The organism is Brevibacterium antiquum (assembly GCF_016107655.1).
GTDB classification, from domain to species: Bacteria; Actinomycetota; Actinomycetes; order Actinomycetales; family Brevibacteriaceae; genus Brevibacterium; species Brevibacterium antiquum.
On record NZ_JABASX010000009.1, the window covers coordinates 54328 to 66346 of the forward strand.

Sequence of the window (12019 nt, forward strand, 5' to 3'; positions counted from 1 at the left end):
GGTCGCCGTCATCGGCGCGGTTTCCCGCGCCCTTCGCGGTCGGCTTCACGTCGATCCGACCGGTGCGATCATCGGCACTGTCGGTGAGACCGGAACCCTCGGCCACCTCGGCGCTGGAGGATTCCCCACCATCGCTCGACTCCGCACCATAGGTGCGGCCCGGACTCACACCCACGGCGGAGTCGCCGCCGCGGTGGCTGTGTCCGCCCGTGTGGGCCGCAGAGCCTGTGGCCTGTGAAGCGGCCACGACATCCTCGGAGACGGTGACGAGCTGGTTGCCCGATTCGGGGCTCAGCCCTGCCTCACGCTGGTACTTCTCGACGAAATCGACGAGCTCGGGACCGCGCGGACGCCTGCCCGGCATGATCGTTCCGGCCACGTACTTGCTGTTCTGGATGAACACGTTGGGGTCCATCGTGACACCCAACAGGTCATTCGCAGAGTCGCCTTCGACCGTGGCATCCCCACCTACACCCCAGTGATAAGGCAGGCCGATCTGGTGGATGGTCTTCCCGCCGATCGTCAGCGGCGTCATTCGCCTGGTCACAAGCACGCGGGCCTCGATGGCTGCGCGCGGGGAGACCAGAGTGGCCCACCCATAGGGCTCAAGACCCACCTCGGCGGCGAGCTCTGGTGAGATCTCGCAGAACATCTCGGGCTGAAGTTCTGACAGGTAGGGCAGCCACCGAGACATGCCACCAGCGGTGTGGTGCTCGGTCAGACGGTAGGTCGTGAACACGTAGGGGTAGACCTCGGAACCGGGATTGCCGGCACCGGGCGCGGACAGGTTGTCCTCGCGGCGCATGACCAGGCGCGTCGGTGAGCTCTGCTGATCGTAGAGTGGGTTGGCAACCGTCGATTCCTGCGGTTCGTAGTGCGTGGGCATCGGTCCGTCGACCATGCCGCTGGGTGCGAACAGCCAGCCCTTGCCATCGGCCTGCATGATGAACGGATCATCGCCGTCGAGGTTCGCGGGTCCGCCGTGGGCCTGATCCGATCGGGCCGAGGGTGCGCGGTCGATCGGGAAGTCGGGCACGTCCTTGCCCGTCCACTTGCTGGATTCCTCGTCCCACCAGACGAATTTCTTCCGCTCCGACCAGGGGGTGCCATCCGGTGCCGCCGAGGCGCGGTTGTAGAGGATGCGACGGTTCGCCGGCCACGCCCAGGCCCATTCGGCGGCGGTCTCGTCCTGCTCGGTGCGGGGTTTGCGCCGGGCGGCCATGTTCTGCCCGCCGGCGTAGATGCCCGCGTAGATCCAACAGCCGCCCGCGGTGGTGCCGTCGTCGGTCATCTGGTTGAAGTTGTCGAGCGGCTGGCCGTCCTTCTCTCCGCCGACGTAGTAGCCGTTGATCTCGGCCAGCACGGATTCGGCGTCGACCTCGCCCTCCTCGTCGACCGGGTAGTCCCAGGTCATGTCGAGGAGCGGACGGTCCCGAGGGTCGGTCGAGTCCTTCAGCTTCTCGCGCACTCGCTGACCGAGTTCGAAGAAGAAGTCGAGTTCGCTCTGTGCGTCACCGGGCGGGTTGACGGCCTTGTGCCGCCACTGCACGAGGCGCTGCGTCTGCGTGAAGGTGCCGGCCTTCTCCGTGTGGTTGGCGGCGGGCATGAAGAACATCTCGGTCTCGATATCCTCGGTTGTGAGCTCACCGCTGGCGATCTCCGGACCGTCCTTCCACCAGGTGGCGGACTCAATGAGCCGGAAGTCGCGGACCACCATCCACTTGAGGTGGCTCATCGCCATGCGCTGCATCCGACCGTTGGCTGATCCCACGGCCGGGTTCTGGCCCAGCAGGAAGTAGCCGTCGACACCGTCATTGAGCATGCGGACCTGCGTCTGATAGGTGCCGTGGGCGCCGTTGATCTTCGGCAGATAGTCGTAGGCGAAGTTGTTCTCCTTCGTCGCCGCGTCGCCCCACCACGCCTTGAGCAGGTTGGTGGCGTAGCTGCGCCCGTTGGCCCAATAGCCCTTGTGGGTCTCCGGGGTGCCGACGGCGGCGACGTAGTCGTCGAAGGTCTCGTGAACTCCGGCACTGGGCATCGGCAGGTAGCCGGGCAGCAGGTTGAACAGGGTCGGGATGTCGGTCGAGCCCTGGATCGTGGCGTGCCCGCGCAGTGCCATGATGCCGCCGCCAGGTCGGCCCATGTTGCCCAGCAGGAGCTGGAGGATCGAGGCGGTGCGGATGAACTGCGCGCCCAAGGAGTGCTGGGTCCAGCCCACCGCGTAGGCAAAGCAGGTGGTGCGTTCGCGCCCGGAGTTCTGGGTCACGGACTCGACCAGATATTCGAAGTCGGCGGGTTTGATGCCGCAGTTCTCGGCCACCATCTCGGGTGTGTACCGGGAGTAGTGACGCTTGAGAATCTGGAACACCGACCTGGGGTCGCTCAGGCTCTCATCCCTGACCGCCCGACCTGCTTCGTCGGTCTGATACGACCAGGTCGAGTTGTCGTAGGAGTTCGTGTCTGGGTCGAATCCGGAGAACAGACCGTCCAGGTCCTCCGTGTCCTGATAGTTCTCGCTGATGAGGTTCGTGGCGTTCGTGTAGGCACGCACGTACTCGTCGAAGTGCAGACCTTCGCTCAGGACACGGTTGATGAGCGCGCCGAGCAGCACGATGTCGGAGCCGGCCCGGATCGGGACATGCTTATCGGCAATCGCGGTGGTGCGCGTGAAACGAGGATCGACGTGGATGACGCGTGCACCCCGGGCCTTGGCCTCGGTCACCCATTGGAAGCCCACTGGATGGCACTCGGCCATATTGGATCCCTGGATGATGATGCAGTCGGCATTCGCCATATCCTGGACGGGTTGTGTGGCGCCGCCTCGCCCGAACGAGGTTCCCAAACTGGGAACCGTGGCGGAGTGTCAAATACGCGCCTGGTTCTCGATCTGTATCGCCCCGGCCGCGGTGTAGAGCTTCTTCGCGAGGTAGTTCTCCTCGTTGTCGATGGTCGCCCCGCCGAGGCTGGCGATCCCCATCGTGCGCCGCAGAGGGTGGCCCTTGTCGTCGAAGTCCTCCCAGTGATTGCGGCGGGCTTCGATGAAGCGGTCGGCGACCATATCGAGGGCGGTGCCCAGATCGAGCTTCTGCCAGTCCTTGGCTTTCGGAGCCCGGTAGAGGACGTCGGTGATGCGTCCGTTGGCGTTGACCAGCTGTTCGCTGGCCGCGCCCTTGGGGCAGAGGCGTCCGCGGGAGATCGGTGAGTCCGGGTCGCCTTCGATCTGGATGACCTTGTCATCCTTGACGAAGACCTTCTGACCACAGCCGACGGCGCAGTACGGGCAGACCGACTGCACCACTTTGTCCGCGGTGGCATTGCGTGAGGTGGTCTCCCGCGTCTTCTGGGACACCACTGATTCGCCGCGCCCCGACGCATCGGAGGATCGCAGCTGCCGGATCACCGGCCACTCGAGAGGACTGAACCGAGCCATGGCTCAACCCTAGCCCTTCTCGGTGGCCGATGGTGACCAAATCGGTCACGATCATCCGCAGTGTTTCACGAGGTGAGATGCGCTGATCTCATTCGCCGAGGTGGCCCTCAGTCGGTGACCCTGTGTGCCAGGAGCACACTGTCGTCGAGTTCAGCAGGCTGACCGTCGGGTCCTTCGACCTCACGGGTGCGCAGTTCGGCGAGTTCGATCTCCCAACGGACAGGGCTGCCGCCGATGAGCAGAGCGAAATCGCCGTTCGGGGTCACCGGTTCATGATGATGACCGAGACCGTGGCCAAGTTCCTCGTCAAGGTTCTCCGCCCACGGCGGCATCTCGGCGTGGGAGATGAGCAGCAGTCGGCCATCGGCTGCGACGTGCTCGGCGACCTTTCCGACGAGCTCCTCACGGGTGTCGGGCAACCGGGTATGGAGGAAACAGCCGATGACAAGGTCATAGCCGCCTCGGCGAGGGTGCACTTCGTCGGAATTCGCACCCGAGGGATCCCAGGTGGAGACGTCGGCGACCTCGAAGGATGCGGTGGCACCCTTCGCGGCGGCTGCTTCCGCGGCTCGGTCGACGGCTGTCTGCGACAGGTCGATTCCGGTGGCATCCCACCCGTGTTCGGCCAGCCAGATGGCGTCGGCGCCCTCACCGCAGCCGACGTCGAGGACGCGGCCTGGGGTGAGACTGCCGACCGTGGCGACGAGCGCCTCGTTGGGCTTGCCCGACCAGATCGGATCGCCTCCGGCGTAACGTTCTTCCCAGGCCGCAACGGAGTCAGGGACTCCAGCATTCGCGGCCTGTTGGGGTTCGGTCACTGCTGGGGTCCGGATTCAGGGGAGACTTCGGTCGCCTCCGACTCCACTGCGGCGTCCGATCCTTCGGCTGCCTCGACGCCGGCTTCCTGCTTGGCCAGTTCCTCGCGGACCTCGTTCATATCGAGTTCCTTGACTGCAGTGATGACCTGTTCGAGCTGAGGTGCGGCGAGCGCACCCGGCTGGGCGAAGACGACGATGCCCTCGCGGAAGGCGACGAGGGTCGGGATGGAGGAGATCGCGAAGAGTCCCGCGAGTTCCTGCTGCGCCTCGGTGTCGACCTTTCCGAAGACGACATCCGAGTACTGTTCGGAGGCCTCTTCGTATACGGGGGCGAACTGCTTGCAGGGGCCGCACCAGTCGGCCCAGAAGTCGAGAAGAAGGATCGAGCTGTCGGTGATGGTTGACTCGAAGTTGTCTTTGGTGATTTCGATCGTAGACATTCGGGCAGTCTAAACGCCGACTATGAATACTGTCTGGACACCGTCGCAGTCTGGACAGCAACGCGCCCCCAAGGCCCGTTCACGAAGCGCACCAGTCGCCACGGTTCGTCGAACTCGCGTGTGGACCCGACCTCGCGAAGCTCAGTCCACGAGGTCGACGATCGGCTGATCTGCGGTGATGGCAGAGAAGACAGCATCGGCGGCTGCTGATTTCACGACACGGTTCTGATTGTCCGGTGCCGGCTGCCACGGCATGATCGCAAAGGTGATCGAGTCCTTGGGCACTGACGACACGGTCGCGGCCAGCGAGCCGAGGGAGGAGACCGAATCGAGTTCGTCATCGACGCGCAGGGAAGAGGTGACCGCGTCAAGGAAACTGTAGAGCCTGTCGGGCCTCGACAATGTGTGGGAGCTCTTCGCTCGGTCGATGATGGAGTCCATGACCATCTGCTGATTGCCCATGCGCGAGATGTCGCTGCCGTCTCCGACGGCGTGTCGGGTCCGCGCCAGGGCCAGGGCATCCGTGCCGCCCAGGGTCTGCTCCCCTGCGGGCAGGTCGAGATTCGCCTTGTCGTCGAACAGGGGTTCGTCGAGATCAACGGTGATCCCATCCAGTGCGTCGACGATTGTGGCGAAGCCGTCGAAGTTGACCTCGACGAAGTGGTCGACGCGAACTCCCGTGAGCTCTTCGGCCGCAGAGACCGAGCATGCAGGACCCTGGTTGAGTGCCGAATTGATCATCCCGCGCTGAGCCGGCGACGCACCGGACCCGGTGTCGTCGCAGGCAGGCATGTCCATCATCGTGTCGCGCGGAATCTGCACGGCATCGATGCGAGAGGAGTCATCGGAGACATGGGCGAGAATCATCGCGTCACTGCGCGCACCATCGCCGGAGCCGTAATCATTCGTGTCCAGCGCCCTGGTATCGGAGCCGAGGATGAGGACGTTCAGTTCATCCGTGATCTTCTCGGGCGCCTCACCGTCCCCCGCGCGCAGCGCTGAGGAGGTGATGTTCCCCTTCAGGTTGTGAACAACGGCGACGATCGTGACCGGGACTCCGATGACGAGGACCGCCAGTATGGCGACGATGGTGCGGCGACGTCGGTACTTCATGGCAAGGCGGCGCTGTCGTCGTGGACCGACTTCGGAATACGGCATGAGATTTCAATTCGCGATCGGCGGTGGATTGCATACAATCCTAAACATAATTTCTCTGAACTTTCTGTCACCGATGGGCGATACATTCTGTTAGAGTTGAATTGTTCCCGTACGAAACGGTGCGGAACGTGTGGCGCCGCGAGCGTAGGTAGATTCGCTTGGTGCCGTGCTGTTGCCTGTTGGCGCGTGTCTACCATCCGCGCCTCTCTAACTTTCTGACTTTTCAATCCAGCCGTTCTTCGGCTTCCGTCCAGCACCTTCGAGTGCCCTACCGAGACCGCACTTCCCGCTTTCACCTGAGATGAGGATTCTTCACTTCAGCACGAATCTCGGAACTTCGGTTTCTCCACAGTTTTCTGCCGGACCTGCGTTCAATGCGCAGATCATCCGACAGGAAGTCACATCTTCAGACGATCAGCAGATCGGCAATGTCGTTCAGTTCAGGTCTCTGACAATGTGAACAGCCGGGCCCTCAAAGGGTCCGACCATCCAGATCGCTTAGGCGGTCACCAGTTTAAAATAAGGATACAAAGATTATGGCTACAGGTACCGTGAAATGGTTCAACTCGGAAAAAGGTTTCGGATTCATCCAGCCTGACGATGGTTCAGCAGACGTCTTCACTCACTTCTCCGCGATCGAATCGACCGGCTACCGTGAGCTCGCCGAGGGCCAGAATGTTGAATTCGACTCGGAAATGGGCTCCAAGGGTCTTCAGGCCACAAGCGTTCGTCCCCTCTGAGACTTCCGTAACTTTCCGGTCCCGGCCGGATCGCGATTGATTCGTCAATAGCGAGCACCTGTCGGGAACGCAGTTGCACTGAGTTACACCAAAAGCGTGTGTTCGCGTTTGGAGTTTGTGTTTTCACTTGCTCCGACTGCGGTCACACGCTTTTCGGCGTCCGCTGACATCAGTTCTCAGCCGAAACTGGTCGCCGAGCAAATGACGGCGCCAGACGCCCCAGCAGTTCGATCAGCTGCTCCTGCTCTGTGGAATCGAAGACGTCACCCAGAAGGGTGGTGGCCTTCTCCTCGGCGACCTTGACGGCATCTTGATAGAGCGCGGCACCGACGTCGGTTACGCAGACGAGCGAGATCCTCGCATCGTGCGGGTCGGAATCCCGGGACAGATATCCGAGCTTTTCCAGCGGTGCGACCAAGCGGGCGATTCCAGATGGAGTGATTCCCATACTCTCTGCCAATTCGACTCGCCGCAGTCGTCGACCCGGCGCAGAGCATAGGCTCTGCAGGACTGTCAGATCGTTGAGGGACAGGCCTTGGACCTCAAGCTTTCGCCGGATCTCGGTATCGGCCCGGACAAGACGCATGCACAGCTCCAGCATGAAGCACAACCTTTCATTGTTAACTCATTGAGTACTCAACGATATGTCATGCACAAGCCATTTCAAAATCTGCCTTGGGGAAGTGAGCGTGGTGATCGCCATGCGGGCAGTCAGCTGAGGGTCGTCGAGCCATTGTCGACGGCTCGCTGGGCAGATACTGTTTCGGTTATGGAATCACAGTCGTACTACCAAGGCGGGGGCAATGCCCACACCCACCATCCGCCACCGGCGCCACGGGCGCTGCGCTGGCTGGTGGTCGGAGTCGTCGCCAGCATCATCCTGCTCATCGCCCTCCCCATCGTCATGATGATCGATCAGGCCGGACTCAGAGCTGCCATCGAGGAGGACACGGGAGGCAGCCTGGATCCCAAGTGGAAGGACTGGGTCCTCGTGGCGACCATCGTCTACGCGGTGGTGCTCCACCTCGTCGATGTCGCCTTGCTGCTCTGGCTGGTTCCCAAAGTCCTGCGCGGACGCAGTTGGGCTCGCATCACATTGACGGCCTATCTGATTGTCGCCACCTATTTCAGCCTCTACTCGGCCACCCAGGGAGCGATGTTCCTGTGGGCGGTGATCCCCACGGATATTCTGCATGTCCTCATGACCGGTCTCCTCTGGATACCTGCCTCCGTACGTCGGTACTTCCAACTCCAGCGATCCACGGCTCACCAGCTGTGACGCCGCCGACTCAACGAGGTGAATGCAGCTTGTTCAGTTGCTACGGTGAGACAGCCGTCCTACCCAGGGAAAGGATTTCTCGTGCCCAAGCTCATCGATCATGAGAGTCGGCGCGAAGAGATCGCCGCAGCAGCATGGCGGGTCATCGTTCGAGACGGGGTCGCCGGAGCATCCGTGCGCACAGTAGCGGCAGAGGCTGAGCTGTCCGTCGGTTCACTCCGGCACGTCTTCGCAAGCCAGTCCCAGCTCCTCGCCTTCGCCATGAGACTGGTCATCGACCGGGCAGGCGAGCGCGTGCGGGCACTTCCGCAGGCGCCGACTTCTCTGAAGTCGGCCGAGGCCATCGCTGGAGAGCTGCTTCCTCTGGACGAGGATCGACGCCTCGAGATGGAGGTCTACCTCGCTCTCTTCTCCGCGTCGGGGTCCGATCCGAACCTGCAGGAGACGAAGCAGGATGCCTGGAAGCGCGTACGCACAACATGCCGCATCATCATCGGCCAGGCGGTGGGAGCGGAGGCCAATGACCCGGCCGCGAATCCTGGCCCGGCTGTGCACACGGACCGAACCGAGCGAATCGAGACCGAGGTGATTCTGCTTCACGCCGTCATCGACGGCCTGGCATCCCATCTGGTGTGGCAGCCCGCTGAATTGACACCGCACGATGCCCGACGAGCCCTCATCGAGCATCTTCACCAGATGCAGGCGCGGCTCTCCGAGAGTAGCGTTGGAATCCTTGAGGTCCCCACACAGAACAGGTGATGCCACGATGACTCAGCCGACTGCCCTGCACCCCACCACCGTCGTCTTCGACCTGGGCAACGTCCTCATAGGCTGGGATCAGACCGGGCCTCTTGCCGACCGGATGACCCGGGACGAGTGGAATGATTTTGCCGCCGAGGCGGACTTCAGCATGCTGAATACGCTGGCTGATCGCGGGGCGCCGATCACTGAGGTGATCGCACAGGCGGCCGAATCCGATACGCGTCACGGCGAAATCGTCGCCGCCTACTATGACCGCTTCGACCTGTCCCTGACAGGACCGGTTCAGGGGATGGCCGAACTCGTCGCCGAGCTCAAGACCTCGGACGTGAGGCTGCTGGGTCTCTCGAACTGGTCGGCAGAGACCTTTCACCATGCACCGAAGGTCGCACCGGCGATCAATGAGCTCGAAGATATCGTGGTGTCGGGACGGGAGAAGCTGATCAAACCCGACCCTGAGATCTTCCACCTCTTGAGCCGACGCTTCGACCTTGTCCCCGAACAGACAGTCTTCGTCGATGACCTGCCGGCGAACATCGCCGCCGCCGAACAGCTCGGCTTCATCGGCCTGCTCTTCACCGATGCCCGGCAGCTGCGAGACGAGCTCACAGGCCTTGGACTCCTCGCCCCTCCCGCTACCGTTGAAAACTGAGGACGGGTCGTTCCCGTTCACACTCGAACTCGAGGAACACAGGACTTCTGAGCGAATCGAAGCCGAGCTCAAGGATCTGGGCCTGGAGGCCCACCGCATCTCGAAGACCGGCCTCGTCACTGTCATCGAGAACGGTCAGGGCCCTACGGTCCTCGCCCGGGCCGACATCGACGCCCTCCCAGTGAGCGATGGCACCGGCTTGGACTACTCCTCCACAATCGATGGAGTCATGCACGCCTGCGGACACGATATGCACATCACCGCGCTGCTGGGCGCAGTCCGTCGGCTGAATGAGAACCTCGACGCCTGGTCAGGCACCTACCTCGCGCTGTTCCAGCCCTCGGAGGAGGATGCTGCCGGGGCCAAAGCCATGCTCGACGACGGCCTCACCTCGAAGATCCCCAAACCCGACGTCGCCTACGCTCAGCACGTCATGCCCACGGGAACGATCAACACAAAGGCCGGCCCAGTGCTCTCAGCTGGAGATTCCGTGAAGATCACCGTGCACGGTCGTGGAGCCCACGGATCGATGCCGCACCTGTCTGTGGGGCCCGTGGTCCTCGCCGCCACGATCGTTCTGCGCCTGCAGACCATCGTCTCCCGTGAGGTCGAACCCGGTGAGTTCGCCGTCGTCACCGTCGGCGCCTCGAACTCGGGATCCACATCCAACATCACCCCTGACCGAGCGGAGCTTCTGCTCAACCTGCGCACCTATGACATGGGTGTTCGCGACCGAATCATCGCCTCGATCGGACGCATCGTCAAGCGCGAGTGCCAAGCCGCAGGATCCCAGAAGGAACCGACCTTCGAGTACTACGACCAGTTCCCGCTGACCGACAACGATGAAGAAGCGAACGACGCGGTCACCAAGGCATTCGAAGACTACTTCGATGACGGGGTCGCACAGTCGGCCGAACCCGCCACAGCCTCGGAGGACTTCAGCGAGATCCCCGATGCCTTCGAGATTCCCTACGCCTACTGGATGATCGGATCCAGCGATGCGGATAAGTACGAGAAGGCAGTCGAGGCGGGTATCGTGAACACGGACATCCCGGCCAACCACTCACCGCAGTTCGCCCCCGTCACCGATCCGACGCTCGAAATCGCCACGAAGGCACAGGTCGTCGCGGCACTGTCACAGCTGGGCAGGTAAGGAATTGCCACCCTCAGCAGATGGCGGCCTCGGATCTGGTTCGTTTCGGCAGGCTCGACCTTGCCATGGTCGGAACCGCTCAGGACGGCAGGAAGTCTCCGGTTGCGACTTTACGCAACTTCGGGATAGCTATTCGATAACCGACGGCGGCTGCCGACTGCGCGTCACCGTTCCAGCGCAGCAGGAGCGCGTCTGGATTGGCCTTCTGTCCGCGAGCGACAACTTCGGGTTCGCCATGAATGGGGAAGTCGCCGGAGACGCGGATGGTGAGTCCGAACTGTTCGGTCCAAAAGTACGATTGAAAGTTCAGCGGTGGGGCTTCATCACCGACGAGTAGAGCATGGCTTGCGGTTTTCGCCTGTTCAATCGCGGCTGTCCACAGGGGCTGTCGTTCGTGACCGTCTGCGGTCGGCAGCCACGCGATATCACCGGCTGCCACTATGTGCTCATTCACTCGGCCTCGAGTGTCCACTTTGAGGCGCCCATCGGTCAGCAGGCCGGAGTCGGCAAGCCAATCCCCTTCGGGAGCGTCACCGATCGTAGAGACGATGACATCCCCACCGACCTCCTGTCCGCTTTCGAGGCAAACCGTGATTGGTCCGTCAGCAGAATCGGGGGCGTACACCTCGGCGACTCGTCCATCGATGAGCTCGACACCCCGAGCACGGGCGGCCTCGGTGCACCAGCCGCCCAGATAGGGGCCAAGATGGCTGGCCATAGGGAGCCCTCGGTGCACCAGCGTTACGGCACAGCCGATATTCCGGGCCCCGGAGGCGATCTCCATTCCGAGCGGGCCCCCGCCCAGAATCACCACATTCGGTTGGTCGTGCAGGCGCGTTCGCAGTCGGAGCGCATCATCAAGGCTGCGAACCGCGAATTCGCGGGGATGATCGGTGAATCGCTTGGCAGTGGAGCCGCTGGCGATGACGAGTCCGTCGAAATCGATGTACTCACCGTTGTCGAGCGTGATCGTGTTCCGCTTCAGATCCAGTGCCACAGCACGGCTGCCCAGGAGCACTTTCGCGCCGTGGTCGGACGCCGGCAGATACTGCGGTTCGACAGTGCTGACGTCGGCCAGCATGGCCTTGGACAGAGCGGGCCGCGAATAGGGTTCATGCGGCTCCCCGCCAACGATGGTCAGCCGGCCCTGATACCCGTGAGAGCGGAGGGTATCTGCCGCTGTCATCCCCGCGATGCCGTAGCCGACGATCACGATGTTGTCATAATTGCGGTCCACGTGCGTTCCCTTCTGCTCGGTCCCGCGAGTATCAGTGCGTGCTTCTCATTTGAGCGACAGTGCAGTCACTGGGCAGATGCGAACTGCCTCTTGAGCATGGTGTTCCTCATTGGATCCGGCCTCGACCTCTGCGATGTCGATGACCAGTTCGCCTTCGTCATCGAGGTGGACCAGATCAGGGGCTACTTCTTCACAGAGTCCATGACCTTCACAGCGTGGTTGGTCGAGTTCAATGCGCATTTCTACCTCCGAAGAATCGAGTATCGGTGCCCAGCTTCGGTTCATACGAAACGCACCAGTTCCAGTGTCATGGCAAACGGCCATGAGTTCCATTTGGATGCTCTCGTGCCGTG

The 12019-nt window shown here is 62.4% G+C and carries 11 protein-coding genes and 1 pseudogene; 5 read left to right on the forward strand and 7 right to left on the reverse strand.

Translation table 11 applies throughout. The features are described 5' to 3' along the window. Window positions 1-262: 262 nt before the first annotated feature. From fdnG to JFC13_RS15160, 4 genes and pseudogenes are all read right to left on the reverse strand, one after another. Window positions 263-3430 (reverse strand): annotated as a pseudogene (gene fdnG, locus JFC13_RS15140) (formate dehydrogenase-N subunit alpha); the annotation flags it as partial. 107 nt (window positions 3431-3537) lie between these two features. Beyond that, a complete protein-coding gene (locus JFC13_RS15150; RefSeq protein ID WP_198397908.1) occupies window positions 3538-4248 on the reverse strand; it encodes a class I SAM-dependent methyltransferase in 711 nt (236 codons plus the stop codon). Further along, entirely contained in the window at window positions 4245-4688 is a 444-nt protein-coding gene (locus JFC13_RS15155; RefSeq protein WP_135447348.1) for a thioredoxin family protein, read from the reverse strand. Before JFC13_RS15155 ends, JFC13_RS15150 begins: the two co-directional genes overlap by 4 nt. Window positions 4689-4829: 141 nt before the next feature. Further along, window positions 4830-5846, reverse strand: a complete 1017-nt coding sequence (locus tag JFC13_RS15160; protein ID WP_198397909.1) for an LCP family protein — start codon at window positions 5844-5846, stop codon at window positions 4830-4832. 536 nt (window positions 5847-6382) lie between these two features. Here JFC13_RS15160 and JFC13_RS15165 point away from each other — a divergent pair. Beyond that, a complete protein-coding gene (locus tag JFC13_RS15165; protein ID WP_009882802.1) occupies window positions 6383-6586 on the forward strand; it encodes a cold-shock protein in 204 nt (67 codons plus the stop codon). Between the two features lie 169 nt (window positions 6587-6755). Here the strand turns inward: JFC13_RS15165 and JFC13_RS15170 are convergent, their stop codons facing one another. Further along, window positions 6756-7187, reverse strand: coding sequence for a MarR family winged helix-turn-helix transcriptional regulator (locus tag JFC13_RS15170; RefSeq protein ID WP_198397910.1), 432 nt, complete (start codon window positions 7185-7187; stop codon window positions 6756-6758). Window positions 7188-7355: 168 nt separating this feature from the next. On the opposite strand from JFC13_RS15170, the gene JFC13_RS15175 reads away from it, so the two are divergent. The 4 genes from JFC13_RS15175 to JFC13_RS15190 all read left to right on the forward strand — a co-directional run bounded on the left by JFC13_RS15175 (window position 7356) and on the right by JFC13_RS15190 (window position 10429). Continuing rightward, window positions 7356-7865, forward strand: coding sequence for a hypothetical protein (locus tag JFC13_RS15175; RefSeq protein WP_198397911.1), 510 nt, complete (start codon window positions 7356-7358; stop codon window positions 7863-7865). An 81-nt stretch (window positions 7866-7946) separates the two neighbouring features. Further along, entirely contained in the window at window positions 7947-8624 is a 678-nt protein-coding gene (locus tag JFC13_RS19435) for a TetR/AcrR family transcriptional regulator (RefSeq protein WP_198397912.1), read from the forward strand. Between the two features lie 7 nt (window positions 8625-8631). Continuing rightward, complete coding sequence (locus JFC13_RS15185; protein ID WP_198397913.1) at window positions 8632-9276, forward strand: HAD family hydrolase; 645 nt, start codon at window positions 8632-8634, stop codon at window positions 9274-9276. Further along, entirely contained in the window at window positions 9266-10429 is a 1164-nt protein-coding gene (locus tag JFC13_RS15190) for an amidohydrolase (RefSeq protein ID WP_232488665.1), read from the forward strand. Before JFC13_RS15185 ends, JFC13_RS15190 begins: the two co-directional genes overlap by 11 nt. A 79-nt stretch (window positions 10430-10508) precedes the next feature. Here the strand turns inward: JFC13_RS15190 and JFC13_RS15195 are convergent, their stop codons facing one another. Continuing rightward, the gene (locus tag JFC13_RS15195; protein ID WP_332839432.1) at window positions 10509-11666 is read right to left on the reverse strand and encodes an NAD(P)/FAD-dependent oxidoreductase; all 1158 of its coding nucleotides are present in this window, start codon (window positions 11664-11666) and stop codon (window positions 10509-10511) included. A 45-nt stretch (window positions 11667-11711) separates the two neighbouring features. Continuing rightward, entirely contained in the window at window positions 11712-11906 is a 195-nt protein-coding gene (locus JFC13_RS15200) for a ferredoxin (protein WP_193079018.1), read from the reverse strand. Between the last annotated feature and the right edge of the window lie 113 nt (window positions 11907-12019).

Coding starts and splice junctions, on each gene's coding strand:
- JFC13_RS15155 (WP_135447348.1), bottom strand. CDS start 4,688: ATGTCTACGATCGAAATCACCAAAGACAACTTCGAGTCAACCATCACC.
- JFC13_RS15160 (WP_198397909.1), bottom strand. CDS start 5,846: ATGCCGTATTCCGAAGTCGGTCCACGACGACAGCGCCGCCTTGCCATG.
- JFC13_RS15170 (WP_198397910.1), bottom strand. CDS start 7,187: ATGCTGGAGCTGTGCATGCGTCTTGTCCGGGCCGATACCGAGATCCGG.
- JFC13_RS15200 (WP_193079018.1), bottom strand. CDS start 11,906: ATGCGCATTGAACTCGACCAACCACGCTGTGAAGGTCATGGACTCTGT.
- JFC13_RS15175 (WP_198397911.1), top strand. CDS start 7,356: ATGGAATCACAGTCGTACTACCAAGGCGGGGGCAATGCCCACACCCAC.
- JFC13_RS15185 (WP_198397913.1), top strand. CDS start 8,632: ATGACTCAGCCGACTGCCCTGCACCCCACCACCGTCGTCTTCGACCTG.
- JFC13_RS15165 (WP_009882802.1), top strand. CDS start 6,383: ATGGCTACAGGTACCGTGAAATGGTTCAACTCGGAAAAAGGTTTCGGA.